Below are 19,927 nucleotides of genomic sequence, written 5' to 3' on the forward strand. Positions count from 1 at the left end.
GGTATTTTAAAATGCTTCCCTTTTATTTTTCACTTAAATGATCAAAACCGTCTTCATCTTGGAAAGATCTTTTACTGATGATATCTCCATCATCTTCCCAAATCCGGCTAAAGAAAGTCTGCTCATTTTGTATTCTTTTTATCAAAGAGCTAATAAAAGATAAATCAAAATCACTTTTATTTAACTTTAAAGTATATTCTTGATCTGTAATTTCTAATATAGAGTTTGTCATCATTTCTTAATTAAAATACCTGATATAGAAGTTTTTAAGTTCATAAATCGTACCAATTTAAAAACCTATCACACTTCTCTAATATAAATTTGCTTTTTTAAGTAAATGTTAATAAAACATTATTTTTATATCTCAAATACATCAATTTAAAATCTATTTTGTTTAAAATTTAGGGCATTTTAATAATTAAAAATGACGGCATATGAAGTTTATCAAATCAATATTTTAAGAAAAATCGCCATCTTTTTTTCTGCTTTTGTTATCCCATTTCCTATATATTATTTATTAGTTTGGATAGGTTTAAATGAAATTTATTGTAGAAGATTTAGTGCGATTTTATTTTTGTTGCTGCTTGCAACATATATGTTTTTTCAAAAGCATTTATTAAAATATTATGCTAAAAAAGTAACGCTAGTTTTGAAGCAACCAATTGTTCTAATTATTTATTCATCTGATAGTGAGTTAATTTTAGATAAAATAGACAGATGGGATTATGGATTAACAAAGGATAATATGACTATTTTAAAATTGAGAAATAATGGAGAAAGGATGAGATTGTTTTTTTATACAGATCATACATTTGATAATTTTTTAACCCAGTTTAGGTTATCAATTAAAGAAAACAATTTAGGAAATCCATATCCCATAAAAAGGATAAGGAAAGAATTTTATGAATCTAACTTCAGTAAAGCAATCTTTATACTGTTATACGCTATAAATATTATTTTTATAGCGATGTATATTTATGATTATCCAGCGCAAAGGTTCGGAATTGGATTTTGCTTTTCTTTGGTTGCTACCATTTGTTATGGCCTATTACAAGCTGCAGGAAAAAGCATGGAAGATTGATTTTATTACATCATAGCGAAACAAAATTGAATAAGAAAACATATCATAATTATTAGGTTAAAAGCTAAGCCTATCACAATAAAAATTGCAAATTCTTTGTCGATCATAAATAGATGATGTTATAGGGATATATGCATCCCAAGTATTTAATAGATGTAAATGCTGGATAACAGAAATCGACCCTTAATTAATGGATTGGAAAGAAACTTGTATATGAGCCTTTAATTTATTGATATGTGCTAATTTCGACTGGATTTTGAAATATTAAGGCATAAAAAAACTCATCTTTATAGAGATGAGTTCTTCAATAATTAATAAAATGAACTTACGAAGTTTTTGAAACTTCGTAAGTTTTAAAATCTACTCAAACCAAGCCATTACTTCATCTTTTGTAGGAATTGCAATTTCTAATTTTAGTTTCTTACGCATTCCTCCCAAATCATTAAAAACTTTATTGGGGTTTGCGGCTTTTAATTCTTCTGGTGTATTAAATCCCATTTTTCTTAAAACCGGAACCCATTCGTTAGGAATTCCTAAATTAATAAAATCATCATCTGTATAAACCTTAGCTTTTTTCTCGGCTCTCATTTGAGGGAAAAATAATACTTCTTGTATGCTGCTCTGGTTTGTCATCATCATTACCAAACGATCAATCCCAATACCTAAACCAGATGTTGGTGGCATTCCATATTCCAAAGCCCTAATGAAATCATCATCCATCGCCATGGCTTCATCATCACCACGGGCCGCTAATTTCAGTTGCTCTTCAAAACGCTCTTTTTGGTCAATGGCATCATTTAATTCTGAATAAGCATTTGCTATTTCTTTTCCGTTCACAAATAGCTCGAAACGCTCTACCAAACCTTCTTTGCTACGGTGTTTTTTAGCAAGCGGCGTCATTTCAATTGGATAATCTGTAATGTATGTAGGTTGAATTAGTTTATCCTCTACTTTTTCGTTAAAAATTTCATCAACTAATTTACCTTTCCCCATACTATCATTCACCTCAATTCCCATCTCTTTACAGGTATCTCTTAAAGCAATTTCATCCATTGCAGAAACATCAACCCCAGTAAATTTTAAGATAGAATCATACATAGAAAGTTTTTCATAAGGACCAGCAAAATCGATTACATTTTCACCGACCTGTACAGTAGATTTTCCATGAACAGCAAAGGTGATTTTTTCTAGGCACTCCTCTACCATGCCCATCATCCAAATATAATCCTTGTAGGCCACATAAATTTCCATCGCCGTATACTCAGGATTGTGGGTTCTGTCCATTCCCTCGTTCCTAAACATTTTCCCGAACTCATAAACGCCATCAAAACCCGCAACAATTAGCCTTTTTAGGTAAAGCTCATTAGCTATACGCAAAAAAAGCGGCATATCTAAAGTGTTATGGTGGGTATTAAATGGACGAGCAGCTGCGCCACCATGTACGGCTTGCAAAATTGGCGTTTCCACTTCCATCCAACCTTGGTCGTTAAAATAATTACGCATGGTGCTAATTACTTTAGAGCGGATTTTGAAAATCTCCTTGTACTCTGGGTTTACCGTTAAATCTACATAACGCATTCTGTAACGCATCTCAGGGTCGGTAAAACCATCATAAATATTACCATCATCATCACGTTTAACGATAGGTAAAGGTTTGAGAGATTTAGAAAGTACTTTAAATTCAGAAACATGGATAGAAATCTCGCCAGTTTGGGTGGTAAAAACATATCCTTTTACACCAATAAAATCGCCAATATCCAATAGTTTTTTAAAAACGATATTGTACATCGTTTTATCATCATCAGGGCAAACATCATCTCTACGAATATAAGCCTGAATACGGCCTGTAGTATCTTGAAGTTCGACAAAAGAAGCGTTTCCCATAATCCTACGGGTCATGATGCGGCCAGCTAAACTGATGGTTTTATAAGCCGTTTTATCCTTTTCGTAGTTTGTTAAAATATCTATAGCATTGGCGTTAACCTCAAATTCCTCGGCAGGATAAGGGTTTATGCCTAATTTTCTTAATTCGTTTAAAGACTCACGTCTTTGTATTTCCTGTTCTGAAAGTGCACTCATTAAATCAAAAATTTGGGCAAAAATACGTTTTTAAAATTTGATGATGAAAAATTATCTGAGGTGATATTTGTCTGAATCTTGATTTTCTCGATTTAAGGATTAACAAGATTAAACCTATCAAACTTTAATTAGTGAAATGTTGAGAATATTTTTAATTCAGATTAATGTTTAATTAGTGAATTAGTGGCAAGAAAACTTTGTATCCTCAGTGAAAAACTCCGTTAGCTCTGTGGTTAACTACTCAGCTTAACATAAAAGTCCCAAAGAACAATCCCTGTACTAATCACAATATTAAATGAATGCTTAGTTCCAAATTGAGGGATTTCTATACAAGTATCTATATGTTGCATCACATCTTCACTCACACCATTTACCTCATTACCAAAAAATAAAGCATATTTTTCATCAGCTTTAGGCTGATGGTCTAATAAACTAATGCTGTTTTCTGCTTGTTCTATGGCAACAATTTTATAATTGTCCGCTTTAAGCTGATTTACAGCATCAATTACATTTTCAAAATACAGCCATTTAATAGATTGTGTTGCACCTAAAGCAGTTTTTTCTATTTCACGGTGAGGAGGCTGGGCGGTTATTCCGCATAAGTAAATGGCTTCTACGGCAAACCCATCTGCAGTTCTAAACGCAGAACCGACATTATGTAAACTCCTTACATTATCTAAAACGATAACGATAGGTAATTTTTTTTGCTCTTGAAATTCTTCAACAGTTGGTCGGTTTAGCTCGTCAAGTTTTAGTTTCCTCATTGTTACAAATATAAGATGTGGTTTTTGTTTTCTTTAAAAACGAAGAACCAATTTTTGTATAATGGTGTGAGTTGGATTTTGCGTTAACGATTGCAGTGGCATCCTTTTTTTCTTTTCAGAAAAAAAGATACAGCGGAAAGCGTGTTAAAACGCCCAAATTAAATTTCTTCCTAAAATACTATGTCAAAAAAATCTATTTTAAAACGATAAAATTAATTTAAGGATATTTGCAGCAATGGAAAATGGAATTGATAAATCATCGCTATTAAAGCAATTAAATATAAAGGCGCTAAACCCAATGCAATTGGCAACGGATAAAGCGATACAAACCGGTAAAGATGTGATGGTTTTATCATCGACAGGGTCGGGGAAGACGTTGGCATTTTTAATTCCACTTTTGTATAAGTTAAAAAAAGACTTAAAAAAAGTACAAATTTTGGTGATTGTTCCGTCAAGGGAATTGGCTTTACAGATAGAGCAAGTTTTTAGATCGTTGCAATCTGGTTTTAAGGTAAGTTGCATTTATGGCGGGCATTCGACAAAAACAGAAGGGCAAAGTCTTTCAGAAACGCCTTCAGTAATTATTGGTACGCCGGGTAAAATTAGCTACCACATTAGAAATGAAAATTTTGACCCCACAGGTGTAGAATTTTTAATTTTAGATGAATTTGATAAATCGCTAGAGATGGGATTTCAGGTAGAGATGGAATTTATCATCCAATCTTTAACCAAACTGAAACAAAAAATACTGACTTCGGCGACAAAAATGGAGGAGTTGCCAAATTTCGCAAAGGTTGATAATTTAACTTATGTCAACTTTTTGAAGGATGAAGGAAACAGTCCGCAGTTGGCTTTAAAGGTTTTACATTCAAAATCTAAAGAGAAATTAAAGTTGTTGATGCAGGTGGTTTCAGAATTCCCGAAAGGGCCAACTTTGATTTTTTGTAACCATAGGGAAGCGGCAGAAAGAGTAAGTGATATTTTATGGAATAAAGGAATGAGTAATGGAATTTATCATGGTGGGATGGACCAACCTGACAGGGAAAAAGCTTTAGTGAAATTTAGAAACGGAACTTTTTCTGTTTTGGTAACGACAGATTTAGCTTCCAGAGGTTTAGATATTCCAGATGTGCAGCAAGTTATTCACTATCAAATTCCGTTTACGGAAGAATCTTTTACGCATAGAAACGGCAGAACTGCAAGGATGAAAGCCACAGGAAAAGCTTATTTGCTTTTAGCCGACGAAGAATATAAGCCGGATTATGTAAAGGGAAAAACCATTGAAGTTGAGGTGGTTGAGGACTTTAAAATGTTTGACCCTAGCGACTGGAATACGATTTATATTGCTGCTGGCAAAAAGGATAAAATCAATAAAATTGATGTGGTTGGTTTGTTATACAAAAAGGCAAATCTGCAAAAAGAAGATATTGGTTTAATTGAAGTTTTTGACCACATGAGTTATGTTGCGGTTAAAAGAGTAAAAGTTAATTCAACGCTTTCGCTGATTAAGCCTGAAAAAATAAAGGGTAGAAAATATAAGATTGGTGTTGATGAATGATGATTTTTTTTGAAGCTAAAAATTGATGATATTTAAATTTAAAATATAGATTATGAAAAAAGCGATAATGATATTAACCTTTTTGGTTTTAGGCTTAACTACAGCACTAAAGGCACAAGAAAAGGAAATTTTTCAAACCGAAGATGGCGCAATTAAAGGTTACGATGTTGTTGCTTACTTTAAAGAAAATAAAGCTGTAAAAGGTAATAAAGACTTTAGTTATGATTGGAACGGTGCTAAATGGTATTTTAGTTCTAAAGAAAATATGAAAGCTTTTAAGGCTTCACCAGATAAATATGCTCCCCAATATGGTGGATATTGTGCTTTTGGTTACGCTCAAGGTCATGCTTCTCCAACTGAGCCAGATGTTTTTTCTGTTATAGATGGGAAATTATATTTAAACTATAATCAAAAAGTTCAGCAAATGTGGACTAAAGACATCCCAGGTTTTATAATTAAAGCAGATAAAAATTATAAAGTCGAAAAGGAAAAGAAGAAAGACAATTAGTTAAATGTTCTAAGTCAAAATAGCAGCTAATTTTCATAAAAAATTAGCTGTTTTCTATTGCAAGAAAAAGCGTTAAATTACACTCCCAATTTAAACCATTCTAGAAATTTTTCGTCTGTTAATAAAATTGGCCTAAACACACATTGATACCTCATTCTAGAAAAATCATATTCCTATTTTTAATAGGCTTTTTATCTGTATTTAACTGCTTAGGGCAAGGTTCTTCTAATAAGGGAACTGACTTTTGGCTTGGATATGGAAAGCATGTTTCTGTAGGTGACATGGTTTTATATATTACCTCAGATGTAAATACTACAAGTACAGTAACAATTCCAGCCCTCGGTTTTTCTCAAACTGTTTCGGTTGTGGCAAATACTGTTGTTCCTGTAGATATCCCCACTTCTGCACATTTAAATGTAGATGGGTTATCCAATAATGGTATTCATGTAACCTCTTTAAAACCTGTTATTGTTTATGCCCATATTTATGATTCTTCTGTTTCTGGTGCAACGCTGGTTTTACCAGTAAACACTTTGGGGAAAGATTATTATTCTATTAATTACAAACAAATATCTAATTCGAACGGAGCGGTTTCCTGGTTTTTTGTGGTTGCTGTTGAAGATAATACCACTGTTGAAATTACACCAACTCAAGATACACAAAGTGGATGGACAGCAAATACTACTCACACCGTAACACTTAATAAAGGTCAGATTTATAATGTATTAGGTAAATTTACAAATAGTGGCGGAAATTCTTACGGAGGAGATTTAACGGGCTCAAGAATTAAATCTATTTCCTCTAACGGAACTTGTAAAAAAGTTGCAGTTTTTTCTGGAAGTAGTAAAATCTCTATTAACTGCTTGTCTTATAATTTTCCTAATACTACAGCGCCCGGTTCTGCAGATAATTTAATCCAACAAGTTTATCCTACCTCCACATGGGGTAAGAATTTTATTACAGTTCCTGAAAAAGACAGAAATTTTGTGATTTATAGGGTATTGAAAAGTGACCCTACTGCTATTGTGAAATTAAACGGGGTAGTTATTGCATCAACCAGTTTTGTAAATAATCTTTATTACGATTTTGCTTCCCAACAAGTAGACCAGGTTACTTCAGATAAACCAATTCAACTGGTACAATATGCAGTTACGCAAAATAAATCTATTACTTGTAGTAATGCCGGCGGGGATGTGGGAGATCCTGAAATGATTTATTTGAATCCTTTAGAACAAACCCTCACTCAAATCACTATGTATTCTACACCGCGATTTTTAATAACTAAGCATTTCATAAATGTGGTCATTAAAAATGAAGGAGTGGCAAATTTTAAATTGGACGGAGTAAATGCTTCAAGTAATTTTTCAGTTGTACCAGGAAATCTACAATATTCTTATGCGCAATTATCTGTACAAGCAGGTACGCATAACTTATCTTCTGATGTTGGTTTCAATGCCATTGCTTATGGTTTTGGAGCTGCGGAATCCTATGGTTATGCAGCAGGTGCAAATTTAACTTCTTTTGGAATTGATCCTGTTAAAAACGGTACTGATTCTACAAGTGTGGCAACCGGATGTGTTGGTACACCTTATAATATAAATTTAAAATTACCTTATGAACCATTAGACCTTCAACTAGATAAGTTAGATGGCACTGGTCTAAAATATATCACCGTAAATAAAATTGGACAATCTACAAAAGATGGAGTGATAACTTATGTTTATTCTTTGCTTCCAAATTTAGTTTACACAAAAGATAGCACCTACACTTACAAGGTTAGAACCACAAAACCATCTGCTGATGATTGCGGTACTGGTGATGAATTTACTTTTGATTTTATCGTAAATCCAAAACCAGTTGCAGATTTTAACGTTTCATCACAATCTTGTTTTGGTGATTCTGTAAAATTTACAAATGTAGTAGTTGATAATAAGATTGTATTACAAGAATATTTATGGGATTTTAACAGTGAAGGAAGTTCGACTTTGCAAAATCCAAGTTTTAAGTTTCTTACCACAGGAGTTAAGAACATTAGATTTTCCGTAAAATCCCAAGATGGATGTTGGTCTGATATAACAACTAAAACTACAGATGTCATGCAGTTACCTGTAGTCTCATTTACTACTTCGGCAATTACCTGTTTAAATCAAGCAATACAATTCACAGATGCTACAACAGCGGTTGGACAAACTATTTCATCTTGGATATGGGATTTTGGAGATGGTTCAGCAAAATCTAATGTTCAGAATCCAACGCATGCTTATAATACTGTTGGAAATTATAATGTTACTTTAACAGTTATTACAAACTTGGGCTGTACCAACAAATTGTTGAAACCAATTAAAATTAACTCTTTACCAATTGTAGATTTTGATACTCCAGACATATGTTTAAATGATGCTTCTGCTAAATTCACCAATAAATCTACTATTGATGATAACTCTACTTTAAGTTACGTTTGGGATTTTGGAGACAATAATTCAACTCCGGCAAATAATACCTCAACACAGCCAAATCCTTTACATAAATATACACAAGCTAAAAACTATGATGTAAAATTAACAACAACAAGTGCCAATGGATGCGTAACTACGTTATCGAAAGTATTTACTGTTAATGGAAGTACGCCAAAATCAAATTTTGAAGTTTTAAATGACACTAAATTATGTAGTGATCAAATTGTGAGTTTTAGGGATGTTTCCACTGTCGATTTTGGCGAAATAACCAAAATAGAATGGATTTACGATGATTTACAACCCACACTAATAGATACTGATAACGATCCAAACAAAAGAACAGATGTAGCGAAAATTTATACACATCAATATCCGGTTTTTTATTCTCCAGCAACTAGAAGTGTTATAGTAACCATGAAAGCATATTCTGGTGTTTTATGTGTAAGCACTATTTCTAAAACTATTATTTTAAAAGCGATTCCAAAACCAGATTTTGCATTGCCAAATGCTTGTTTGCCTAATGGCGAGGCAAAATTCACTAATAATTCTACATTTAATAATTCTACAACAGGTTTAACTTATGCATGGGATTTTGGAGATAATCAAAATAATACTTCAACAGATAAAGATCCTATCCATCAATATAAATACGCTCAAAATTATACAGTAAAATTAACTGTTACTTCGGCAAATGGATGTAGTGCTACTATTTCTAAAATTTTTACCGTGAGTGCTGCCTTACCAAATCCTGGTTTCAGTGTTGTTAATGATGATTTATGCAGTAATTTTAAAGTTCTTTTTAGGGATGAAGCCACGATCGCCTTTGGTGAGATTACAAAAATAGAATGGCAATTTGATGCAGTGAATCATCCAAATGATCCTGTGTTTGGTTTAATAGATAATAACCCAAATTTTAGAACAGATGCTGCAAAAATTTATCAATTTGCATACCCGAAATTTAATAGCCCTTTAACTAAAGATTTTAAGGTTGTTATGACTACTACAAGTGCAACAGGATGTGTGAGTCAAATCAGCAAAACGATTACGCTTAAGGCTGTTCCCAATTTGGTTTTTAATGTATTAACTGCCGCTTGTGAAGAATATGAGCCTTATCTCATTACTCAAGCAAATGAAACAACCGGATTTCCAGGAAAAGGTTCTTATTCTGGTACAGGTATAAATGCCAGTGGATTATTTTCTCCGAAAATTGCAGGAGTAGGTACTCATTCCATTACCTATACTTTTACAGGAGACAATGGTTGTAGTGATTTTAAAACTCAAGATATTACAGTAAATCCGACACCGTCAGTAAATGCAGGGGTTGATAAAAATATTTTAATTGGAGGACAGATTACTTTAGATGCTACTGCTTCTGGAAATAATTTAAGTTATAAATGGTCACCTTCAACGGGTTTAAATAAAGATGACATTTTAAATCCTATTGCATCGCCAATCAAAGACACAAAATATACGCTTTTAGTAACAAGCCAAAATGGTTGCATAAATATAGATGATGTGTTTATCAAGGTTTTACTATTACCTGAAATTCCTAATACTTTTACGCCAAATGGAGACGGGGTTAATGATATTTGGGATATTAAATATTTAAGCAGCTATCCATCTGTTACCATACAAGTATTTAATAGAGATGGAAATTTAGTTTATAATGCTTTATCTTACACATCGGCTTGGGATGGAAAATTTAATAATAAAGATTTACCGCAAGGAATCTATTATTATATTATAACAGCAAAGCAAGGAGAGTTAAAATATTCTGGCTCGGTTTTAATAGTTAGATAAAACCATAAGTATGATTATTTAGTTATTGTAGTATAATATATAATAAACAAACGTTTAAACGTTTATTATTACTGCACCAAAATGTTTGCCTATTCATAAATGAGATACTTATACACTCTTTTATTTATATCATTATTTATCGTTAAAGTAAATGCGCAAAACATTTCTAACGAAGGTACCGAGTTTTGGCTTTGTTTTCCTGCCCATTCTCCAGCAGGTACCCTAAATAATCCTGATTTGGCAAATCTTTCCGTTTTTATAACTTCAAAAAGTAATACAAGTGGCGTAGTAAGTTGTGGTTCTTTCTCACAATCATTCACAGTAACTGCCAACCAAGTAACGGAAGTAATTTTGCCAAGAAATATTTCTTACATAGGTGATGGAACTTTTACAAGTATTAACAAAGGAATAAAAGTTTTAATAGATGATGGGCAACCAAAAGCAGTTGTTTACGGACATGTTTTTGCCGGAGCAAGATCTGCAGCAACATTGGTTTTGCCTAAACTTGCTTTAGGGCAAAAATATTTTGCCATTTCTTATGATCAATCCTTAAGTACTCAAGGCTCTCAATCACAATTTAATATTGTTTGTGTAGAACCCAATACAAAAATTAATATTACGCCGAGATTAGATGGTGTAATACAGCCTACTTTTAGCATAACCCTTATTAATATTGGCGACGTTTATCAATATCAAAATGATAGTGATATTTCAGGGTCTTATATTGAAGTTGATGCCTCAAACTCAAGTTGTAAAAGATTTGCTGCATTTTCAGGAAGTTCTGCTTTAGGTATTTTATCTCTAGGTTGTAGGCCCCCGGGCGGCAGCGGTAACGGTGCAAATATTTCTTATGATCCGCTTTTTCAGCAACTTTATCCTTTAGAAAGTTGGGGAAAAACGTTTCCTCTAATTCCTTTTTTTGATAGAAACACGGGGACTATTTATAGGGTAATGGCTTCTGAAAATAATACAACTATTAATATTGATGGTGTTACAAAAGTTTTAAATAGGGGCGAGTTTTATACAACACCGCCTACAAATACAATCTCATTGGTAACTGCAGATAAACCAGTTACAGTCACACAATATGCAATCACCCAATATTGCGCAGATTCTAGAAACAGAGGCAGTAATTCCCGTCCAAGTGATCCAGACATGGTGATTTTAAATCCTTTAGAATACAGCATTAAAGATGTGACAATGTACTCTGCATTAAAACAAGATATAAGGGATCAATTTTTAAACGTTGTAATTCCCAATACTGGCGTAGCTAGTTTTGCAATCAATGGCGTTAGTTATAGCAACAGGTTTAGTGCCATTCCTGGTAATCCAGATTATTCTTATGCACAAATTAATCTTAGGCAAATTGGAGGAACAAGCTTTAACCTAAAATCTGAAGTAGCGTTTAACGCGATGGCTTACGGATTTGGTGATTTTGAATCCTATGCTTATTCTGCCGGAACAAATTTAGCTTCGTCTATTTTTATTAATGCGGTTAGGCCAGCCACTAATGAAATAATTACTAATGCCTGTAGAGATGAGGTTTTTGATTTTAGGTTGGTATTGCCTTACATTTCAACAAAATTAATTTGGACTTTAGAATCAGGTGATGCTTCGATAACTCAAGAGGGAGCAAATTTAAACCCAACTCCAATTAATATTAATGGAAAATTATTATTTGAATATCGTTTACCAGTAAATAAAATTTATACTCAAGTAGGTACTAAACAAATAAAAATTATTTCTACTATACCTCCAACAGCTGGTGGATGCCCATCTGGTGATGAGATACTCAATTTTGAATTTGAGGTTTATGATCCACCTCCGTTTGCTACTTTTTTAGCTCAATCATCTGCTTGTTTAAATAATCCGGTTAAGTTTAGTTTAAACGCTATTAATGGGAACAGGCCAGTTATAAGTTACTTTTGGGATTTTGGCGATGGAACAACATCAACAGATAAAGAGCCTGTACATAATTTTACATCTGAAGGTATAAAAACTGTTTCATTATCAGTTAAAAATGATGTTGCTTGTGTTTCTAACGTTTATCAATTACCTATAAATATATTAAAACAACCACAAGCTAGTTTTGCAATAGCAAATACTTCATGCTCCCAAACTGCAATTCAGTTTACAGATCAATCAATATTAAATAATAATTCACCTATCTATGCCTGGGATTTTGGAGATGGTACATCCTCTACAGATAAAAACCCGGTTCATATTTACCAAAAGAGCGGAGATTATATTATAAAATTGGTTTTAAAAACAGAAGCAAATTGTGAATCTACTTATCAATTAAGTAAAAAAATATTTGATTCTCCTACTGCAGATTTTGTAGATCCAAATGCTTGTGCAAGAGATAATATCATTTTTAAGGCCATAAATACCTCATCAGACGTAGTCTCTTATGAATGGGATTTTGGAAACGGATCAACATCAGTTGGAAAAGAAACACCTCCATATCAATTTGCAAACCCAGGGACATATGTAATTTCTTTAAAAGTGTCATCATCTAATGGATGTGATTATACTGTTAAAAAAACCATTCAAATAAATTCTTCAAATCCCATTGCAGGCTTTTCTGTAATCAATAAAGATAATTTATGTAGCAATCAGCCTGTTCAGTTTCAAGATAATTCAAGTGTACAAATTGGTAAAATTGTAAAATTAGAATGGATTTTTGAATATACTAATGGAGAATCAAATACTAAAGAAAGTTATATCTTACCAGCTAAAGATTCTATCTACACTCATAAATATCCTAGCACAAAGGAAACAACAAACTATCAGGTTACATTAAGAGCTTATTCTGGTAATGACTGTTATGAAGATTTTGGTCCAATATCTATTACTGTAAAAGGAAGCCCAGAAGTTGCGTTTTCTCCTCTTGCAGGTATATGTATCGATAAGCCAAAAATAACAATTAATCAAGCTAAAGAAATTACGGGTATTAATGGTGGTGGAGTTTTTACTGGTAAGGGGATTTCTGAGGATGGAATTTTTGATCCGGTGGCTGCTGGTTTAGGGAAACATGTAATTACTTATACCTTTACGGCAGATAATGGTTGTAATGATATTAAGCAACAAGAAATAGAGGTATTTCCACTACCTACAGTTAATGCCGGAGAAGATGTTACCATTTTAATTGGAGGACAAACAACTTTTAAAGCGATTGCTACTGGCAATCAATTAACTTATCAATGGCTTCCATCAACCGGACTAAATGATGCTACACTTTTAAATCCAATAGCCTCCCCTTCAGAAACTACACTCTATACTTTAATTGTAACATCTAATGACGGTTGTACAATAAGTGACAAAGTAAACGTTAATGTTGCTACAAAACCTACAATCCCTAATACATTTACACCTAATGGAGATGGAAACAATGATACATGGAACATTCTGTATCTTGATTCTTATGTTAATGCAAGAATGACAATTTTTAACAGATTTGGAAACGAAGTTTTTACCTCTACAGGTTATGCTATTCCTTGGGATGGTAGATTTAATGGGAAGGATGTGCCAATTGGTGTTTATTATTATATTATTGATACAAAAGTTGAGGGTAAGAAGTTTACCGGTTCGGTTACGGTGATAAGATGAGGAAATTAATATCTATATCCGTATTATTATTATTTGTAGTTCTTCAAAATACATTAGGACAACAAAAGCCTCAGTACACTCAATATATTTTAAATAATTACATTATAAATCCTGCAATTACAGGTATTGAGAATTATATTGATGTTAAAGCAGCCACTCGCCAACAATGGACTGGTTTACAAAATGCACCTCAAACTTCTTATTTCACTGCACACATGCCTATTGGAAAATCTGATGATTGGGGAAGCTCTACTTCTTATGGTATGGTTGGAGAGAATCCTTTAGGCAGAAGTTATAAATCTGAGTATGAGGCTTCCAAACCACATCATGGAATTGGCTTAGTAGCTGTAATTGATAAAACTGGCCCACTCAGTAACAATACTTTAAATGTTACTTATGCTTATCATATTGGATTGGCGCCAAGATTAAATCTAGCGGTTGGTTTTGGGGCTGGTATTTCAAAAGTTACCCTAAATACAAATGATATTACTTTAGAAAATCCTATAGATGCTGCAATTGCAAATAGCGGAACCATTAACAGAATAAAACCTGATTTAAATGTGGGTATCTGGCTTTATTCAGCAGAATTTTTCTTTGGAGCATCTGTTCAACAAGTTTTACCTCAAACACTTTCATTTTCCAGCCAATCGTCTTATAATACAGGTAAAACAGTTCCTCATTCGTTTTTTACAGCGGGCTATCGTTTTTGGCTAAGTGATGATGTTACAGTTATACCATCTGTAATGGTAAAATATGTAAACCCTGTGCCTATTGGGATAGATTTTAACACAAAAGTTTCTTTTAGGGATAAATTTTGGATAGGAGGGGCTTATCGTAAATACGATTCTTATTCTGGTATGATTGGTTTTAATTTAGGTTCTCTTTTTAACGTTGGTTATGCTTATGATTTTACACAATCAGCATTAAATACAGTGTCAAGAGGATCACATGAAATTGTTTTGGGACTTACCTTAAATAACCGCTATCGTGTTACTTGTCCACAAAAGCTGTGGTAAAATTTTAAATGCTTTTCATTTTCTTTAGCAAACCTTCAATAACTTTAGGAAAATGGGTATGTTCTAATTGCTGTACCTTAAATTTTATCATTTCCAGATCATCACCTTTGTCAATTTTAAATTTTGATTGATGAATAATTTCTCCATCATCATAATTCTCGTTTACAAAATGTATGGTAATGCCAGATTCGGACTCTTTATCAGCTAAAACGGCTTTGTGAACACGCTCTCCATGCATTCCTTTACCTCCATATTTTGGTAGCAATGAGGGATGGATATTGATAATTTTGTTTGGAAAAGCTTTTAAAATGTTTTGAGGAACAAGCCATAAAAAACCAGCTAACACTAATAAATCAATGTTAAGGTTATTCAATAAAGTGATAATTTTATTTGTTTCGTATAACTCCTGCTTATCAAAAATATGAGATGGAATTTCAAAATTATCAGCCCTTTGTAAAACATAAGCATACGGATTATTGGTTAAGATAAGCGCAACTTCTGCATCATTGCTTTTTTTAAAATGCTCCATAATTTTTTGAGCATTAGATCCAGATCCTGATGCAAAAATGGCAATTCTTTTCTTCACAAGTTTTAAAGAGTTTATGATTTCTCCCAAAGATATAAGTTTGAAAGTTTTTAAGAAATGAATTTTAAGAAATTACTCGTTTAGTTAAATTTATTTTTAGAAAAGCATAAAATTATGTTTTAAATGTCTAAAAAGTCTTATCATACAGATTATGGTTTAGTATTTGTTTTATAGATGATGTAGTAAATTTAATATTTACCACATATAAATACCTTTAAAAAACAAATACAATGGAAAGTTTAAAAGACAAAAAAATAGCCATATTAAGTGATATGGGATTTGAACAATCAGAATTATTAGAACCTAAAAAAGCTTTAGAAGAAGCAGGAGCTTTAGTACATGTAATTTCTGAACAAGAGATAAAAATTAAAGCATGGGATAAAAATGATTGGGGAGTAGAAGTTGATGTAGATATGGATTTATATCATGCAAAAGCGGATGATTATGATGGTTTGATGATTCCTGGTGGAGTGATGAATCCTGATAAGATGAGAGCAAGCCAAAGTTACGTAGATTTTGTAAAAGAGTTTATTACAGCAGGTAAACCTATTGCTTCAATTTGCCATGGCCCACAATTATTGATTGAAACAGGTTTAGTAAAAGGTAAAAACATGACTTCTTTTCCTTCTATAAAAACAGATCTAATAAACGCTGGCGCAAATTGGGAAGATAGTGAAGTAGTGGTTGATGAAGGTTTAGTAACAAGTAGATCACCAAAAGATTTACCAGCTTTTAACAAGAAAATGATTGAAGAGTTTAGTAAATAAATTAGAAAATCTAATTTTATAAATAAAAAAAGGGAGAATTTATTCTCCCTTTTTTTGTGGCATTTTTTCTATCATTGGCATCGCAACTGCAGGTTCTTCTTCTCCTCTGTGGCAAGTTGCACACGTTACTGAAAATGTACCATGGCGCTGTAATTGTCTTTTAAAATATTTGTTGTTGATGGAATCTGTCATGACCATCATATATCTAGCAAAATTTTTCTTTCTGTTTGCATCACTGGCAAAATCTAGTTTTGTGCTATCTGTTGCAGATTTCGCATGACAAAAATTACATTTTACTCCTAAAGCATCTCTGTAATCATGCATTATACTATCTAAAGCTTTTTTAGAAATGTCTTTTGGTAATACTTTAAGATTTTTAGCCTTCCAATCTTGTTGTTGCTTTTGCTGAGGCACAGTAGCAGCTAAACTGACACATCCAATAATGGCTATAATAAATAGGAAAGGTTTAATTTGATATTTCATGACGAGCTAATTTTTAATAAATTAGGTGATAATTATTTACAATTCCAAACGCATCATCAAATCTGTTTGAGGATCATTACCTAAATAATAAATATGACTGTCAAATTTTTTAAAACCGTGATTTTGATAAAATTTAATGGCCTTTAAATTATGTTCCCAAACGCCTAACCAGATGTATTTTTTATCTTCTAAAATTCCTTTAATTTTCACCTCATTTATTATAAAAGCACCAATTTTTTTATTTTGATGGTTGGGATAAATGTAAATCCTTTCTAATTCCATTCCATCATTTGCTCCAATTTCAGTTTGGCTTTCGCCGATATTAATTTTGAAATAAGCTGCTAATTTATCATCATCATAAACAAAATAAAATCTAGAATTATGATCACTAATTTGTTTGGTCAGGGCTTCAATAGAAAAAGCCTTCTCAAAATAATCGGATAAGTTTTCTGGTGTATTATCGTTAGCAAAAGCAAAAAGAAAAGTTTCTTTAGAAATCTTTTGTAACTGATGGACTTGCTGAATATTGACTGGATGAATTTTTAACAAAATGTATTTTAATTAATATGAGTTTTGCGTTAGGGATAGAAGCGATATCCTTTTTTGTTTTCACAAAAAAGATTTATCCGACAGCTGACGGATCACATTAACACCCATTTAAAAATAAAATATGTTATTTAATTATAGAAAATTTACGACTAATGGTTAAACCTATTCCAACTATTAAATCACTATTCGTATCATTTTGATAAAAACCTTTTAAAGAATAATTTAGTTTTTTTGTTGATAGGTAAATATAATCCAAGGCAAATTGATAGCCTATACTTAACGAAGTTGGATGGATTTGATAAATTTTATATGATGGTTGAATGTCTTTATCATTATCATAACCATACGCAAATTTTTCTGGCAGACCAGTATTTTGAAATCTTATTACAGTGCCAGCTCCAATATTTAGCTTTTGGTTTTTACCTTGAAACAAGGTGTAAAATAGGGTTGGAGATGTTTGTAAACCTGCAGTAACAAAATGTAATGGTTGTGTTTTGTCTATTGGGTTAGTGGGTTGAGCTATAAAATTATAAAATGGATCGGTTTGGCTATGTATGGTGAAAACTAAGTTGTTATAAAATGATAATCTTTCTTTAAACTGGTAATTATATCCAAGTTCTATTGCAAAACCATCTAAATCTCCTGATCCGTTTCTCGAGTAAAATGCTCCAAATAATAAACTTTTATTATGACCTAATTTTGTTGATGCGCTATCCGTTCTTGTTTGAGAATTACTTTGAAAACTAAATGAAAAAACAAATAAAATAATTGGTACTAATTTTTTCATAGATAGGTTTGATTTTGGTATTAAAAAAGCCCTTAACCTGAGGAAAGGTTAAAGGCTTAAATATATAGAAAAACTAAAAGAATTCTTAACCATTACGGATGGTTCTTTTAGTATGATACAGCTAACTTATAATTTCTTGTTATATATTTAATTTGCTGTTCTTATAGCTGTAAGTAAAATAAATAACTAAACCAATTACTAACCATATCAGAAATCTTAACCAATTTGTGTAACCTAATTCTGTCATTAAATAAGAACAACTTAATAAACCTAACACAGGTATTAATGATAAATTTCTTCTAAATGAAAAATAAGTAATTACTATTAATAGAATTAAAAACAAATAGAGTGGCAATCTTTCTCTTATAACTTCCCAACTTTGGTTAAAATCAAAAACATTCAAAAGATCTTGATAGAAGAAAATTAAACCAACAATTAATAAAATGGGAACAATAAATTTTCCATTAATGTAAGGCATTTTAAAACGCTTTTTACCATCGTTTAATTCTGTGTCTTTGGGTAATAATAATACTCCGCTGCATACCAAAACAAAGGCGAATAAAGTTCCAATACTTGTTAAGTCTGTAACCTCGGTTAAATTCATAAACAAGGCCGGAATTGCAACTACGAAACCAGTAACAACAGTTGCAAAAGATGGTGTTTTATATTTTGGATGTATCCTAGAAAATGCCTTTGGTAAAAGTCCGTCTCGGCTCATGCTCATCCAAATACGAGGTTGGCCCATCTGAAAAATCAATAATACACTTGCAGTTGCAATAACGGCACTAATAGAAATTACATAGCTGATTTTATTTAATCCAACTCGTTCAAAAACGAAAGCTAATGGATCTGATACTGCCAATTCACTGTAATTTACCATCCCAGTCAAAACTATGGCGACTAAAATATATAGAACTGTGCAAATTATTAGCGAATAAATCATCCCTCTGGGTAAATCTTTTTGAGGATTTTCACACTCTTCTGCCGTAGTAGAAATGGCATCAAAACCTATGTAGGCAAAGAAAACTCCAGATACGCCTTTCATCATCCCAGAAAATCCGTTTGGCAAAAATGGGTGCCAATTTGCTGGAGTTACGTAAAAGAAACCTATAACAATTACTGCGATAACCACACAAATTTTTAAAACAACCATTGCATTAGTTGCTTTTTTTGTTTCTCTAATACCGATATAAACTAAAGATGTGATGATCAATACAATTAAAAGGGCGGGGAAATCTGCTATTAATTTAATACCTCCAACTGAAGGAGCAGTTGTCCAGGCTTCTGCTGCATATTTTGTATTAGTACTTAAACTCTCTAAAGAACTTCCTGATGCTGTTAAATCTGCAATTTGTTGACTTGCCTTGTAGGCAGAGAAATAATCCATGGTTACGTAGGCGGGTAAATGGATATTGAAACCATGCAATAAATTTACAAAATAACCGCTCCACGATATGGCTACAGCAATATTCCCGATAGCATATTCCATTAATAAATCCCAACCTATAATCCAGGCTACTAGTTCGCCAAAAGATGCATAGGCGTAAGTGTAAGCGCTTCCAGAGACTGGGATTCTTGAAGCAAATTCTGCATAACAAAGTGCGGAAAATCCACAGGTCACGGCTGTAATCACAAACAAAATACTAACTCCTGGACCACCATTAAACGACGCTTGACCAATGGTAGAAAAAATGCCGGCTCCAATTACGGCGGCAATTCCCATCATAGTTAAATCCCTAACATTTAATACTTTATTTAGGCTAGCGTGTTCTCCATCGCCATATCCTTCTTTTGTATCATGTAATATTTTGGCGATGGTTTTTTTTCTTAGTATCCCTTTTTGCATCTATTTTATTTAAGCTTAAATTCAAACATAGAAAATAA

15 protein-coding genes are annotated in these 19,927 nt (G+C 32.5%); 7 read left to right on the forward strand and 8 right to left on the reverse strand.

The annotated features are described in order from the left end of the window. Positions 1-22: 22 nt before the first annotated feature. On the reverse strand, positions 23-232 hold the full coding sequence (locus tag A5893_RS03200) for a hypothetical protein (protein WP_068821088.1): 210 nt from the start codon (positions 230-232) through the stop codon (positions 23-25). Positions 233-424: 192 nt separating this feature from the next. Between A5893_RS03200 and A5893_RS03205 the strand changes: the two genes are divergently transcribed. Next, the gene (locus tag A5893_RS03205; protein WP_068821089.1) at positions 425-1,081 is read left to right on the forward strand and encodes a hypothetical protein; all 657 of its coding nucleotides are present in this window, start codon (positions 425-427) and stop codon (positions 1,079-1,081) included. Positions 1,082-1,441: 360 nt separating this feature from the next. On the opposite strand, the gene lysS is transcribed toward A5893_RS03205, so the two are convergent. Beyond that, positions 1,442-3,160: a lysine--tRNA ligase gene (gene lysS / locus A5893_RS03210; protein ID WP_068821090.1), complete on the reverse strand. Its 1,719-nt coding sequence runs from the start codon at positions 3,158-3,160 to the stop codon at positions 1,442-1,444. A gap of 233 nt (positions 3,161-3,393) precedes the next feature. Then, on the reverse strand, positions 3,394-3,924 hold the full coding sequence (locus tag A5893_RS03215) for an RNA methyltransferase (RefSeq protein ID WP_068821091.1): 531 nt from the start codon (positions 3,922-3,924) through the stop codon (positions 3,394-3,396). 235 nt (positions 3,925-4,159) lie between these two features. On the opposite strand from A5893_RS03215, the gene A5893_RS03220 reads away from it, so the two are divergent. The 5 genes from A5893_RS03220 (at position 4,160) to A5893_RS03240 (ending at position 14,871) form a co-directional block, all read left to right on the forward strand. After that, positions 4,160-5,482, forward strand: coding sequence for a DEAD/DEAH box helicase (locus A5893_RS03220; RefSeq protein WP_068821092.1), 1,323 nt, complete (start codon positions 4,160-4,162; stop codon positions 5,480-5,482). A 52-nt stretch (positions 5,483-5,534) separates the two neighbouring features. Beyond that, positions 5,535-5,990, forward strand: coding sequence for a YHS domain-containing (seleno)protein (locus A5893_RS03225; RefSeq protein ID WP_068821093.1), 456 nt, complete (start codon positions 5,535-5,537; stop codon positions 5,988-5,990). A gap of 143 nt (positions 5,991-6,133) precedes the next feature. Next, positions 6,134-10,246, forward strand: a complete 4,113-nt coding sequence (locus tag A5893_RS03230; protein ID WP_068821094.1) for a PKD domain-containing protein — start codon at positions 6,134-6,136, stop codon at positions 10,244-10,246. Between the two features lie 99 nt (positions 10,247-10,345). Further along, positions 10,346-13,855 carry a PKD domain-containing protein gene (locus A5893_RS03235; RefSeq protein ID WP_068821095.1) on the forward strand — a complete coding sequence of 1,170 codons (3,510 nt, stop codon included), beginning with the start codon at positions 10,346-10,348 and terminating at the stop codon, positions 13,853-13,855. After that, a complete protein-coding gene (locus A5893_RS03240; RefSeq protein ID WP_068821096.1) occupies positions 13,852-14,871 on the forward strand; it encodes a PorP/SprF family type IX secretion system membrane protein in 1,020 nt (339 codons plus the stop codon). Before A5893_RS03235 ends, A5893_RS03240 begins: the two co-directional genes overlap by 4 nt. A 4-nt stretch (positions 14,872-14,875) precedes the next feature. Here A5893_RS03240 and purN read toward each other — a convergent pair whose 3' ends face one another. Further along, positions 14,876-15,457: a phosphoribosylglycinamide formyltransferase gene (purN, locus tag A5893_RS03245; RefSeq protein ID WP_068821436.1), complete on the reverse strand. Its 582-nt coding sequence runs from the start codon at positions 15,455-15,457 to the stop codon at positions 14,876-14,878. 230 nt (positions 15,458-15,687) lie between these two features. Between purN and A5893_RS03250 the strand changes: the two genes are divergently transcribed. Further along, positions 15,688-16,224, forward strand: coding sequence for a type 1 glutamine amidotransferase domain-containing protein (locus tag A5893_RS03250; RefSeq protein ID WP_068821097.1), 537 nt, complete (start codon positions 15,688-15,690; stop codon positions 16,222-16,224). A 39-nt stretch (positions 16,225-16,263) separates the two neighbouring features. On the opposite strand, the gene A5893_RS03255 is transcribed toward A5893_RS03250, so the two are convergent. The 4 genes from A5893_RS03255 to A5893_RS03270 form a co-directional block, all read right to left on the reverse strand. Next, a complete protein-coding gene (locus A5893_RS03255; protein WP_068821098.1) occupies positions 16,264-16,707 on the reverse strand; it encodes a c-type cytochrome in 444 nt (147 codons plus the stop codon). A gap of 36 nt (positions 16,708-16,743) precedes the next feature. Continuing rightward, the gene (locus A5893_RS03260) at positions 16,744-17,256 is read right to left on the reverse strand and encodes a GNAT family N-acetyltransferase (RefSeq protein WP_198342248.1); all 513 of its coding nucleotides are present in this window, start codon (positions 17,254-17,256) and stop codon (positions 16,744-16,746) included. A gap of 124 nt (positions 17,257-17,380) precedes the next feature. After that, positions 17,381-18,043 carry a hypothetical protein gene (locus A5893_RS03265; RefSeq protein WP_068821100.1) on the reverse strand — a complete coding sequence of 221 codons (663 nt, stop codon included), beginning with the start codon at positions 18,041-18,043 and terminating at the stop codon, positions 17,381-17,383. Positions 18,044-18,182: 139 nt separating this feature from the next. Next, on the reverse strand, positions 18,183-19,889 hold the full coding sequence (locus A5893_RS03270; protein ID WP_068821101.1) for an amino acid permease: 1,707 nt from the start codon (positions 19,887-19,889) through the stop codon (positions 18,183-18,185). Positions 19,890-19,927 lie beyond the last annotated feature (38 nt).

This window comes from Pedobacter psychrophilus, assembly GCF_001652725.1.
Taxonomy (GTDB): Bacteria; Bacteroidota; Bacteroidia; order Sphingobacteriales; family Sphingobacteriaceae; genus Pseudopedobacter; species Pseudopedobacter psychrophilus.